Annotated in this window: 1 protein-coding gene; it reads left to right on the top strand. The window is 63.6% G+C overall.

The annotated features are described in order from the left end of the window. Positions 1–404, top strand: a 404-nt coding sequence (locus D7X55_RS47190; RefSeq protein WP_121725802.1) for an ATP-binding cassette domain-containing protein, incomplete at both ends; no start/stop codon positions are given.

Below are 404 nucleotides of genomic sequence, written 5' to 3'. Positions count from 1 at the left end.
CAGTGATGCTGCGCGGTGAAATCATCGAGCGCGGCAGTGCAGAGCAGGTACTGACGAAGCCGCAGCATCCTTATACCCAGGCGTTGCTGGCTGCCGATCCGGCTCGCTGGGCCGCACGTTTACCTGCTGCACACGCGCGTGACGTGGTGCTGGAAGCCCATAACCTGAGTATCACGCGCGGAGGCCGTCAGTTGTTCAGCGACCAGTCACTGCGCGTCCATGCCGGGGAGGTGATTGGCATTACCGGCCCCAGCGGCTGTGGCAAGAGCAGCTTCGGCGATATCCTGCTCGGGCTGCTTGCCGCTGACAGCGGGGATGTGGTGCGCGACCGCCAGTTAGCCGCGGTGAAATACCAGAAGATTTTCCAGGACCCGCCGTCGGCTTTTGCGCCGCGTGTCACGCTG

It is taken from the genome of Corallococcus sp. AB049A (assembly GCF_003668885.1).
GTDB classification, from domain to species: domain Bacteria; phylum Myxococcota; class Myxococcia; order Myxococcales; family Myxococcaceae; genus Corallococcus; species Corallococcus interemptor.
The sequence above is the reverse complement of the archived record's forward strand: the minus strand, read 5'-3'. Positions and strand labels throughout refer to the sequence as shown.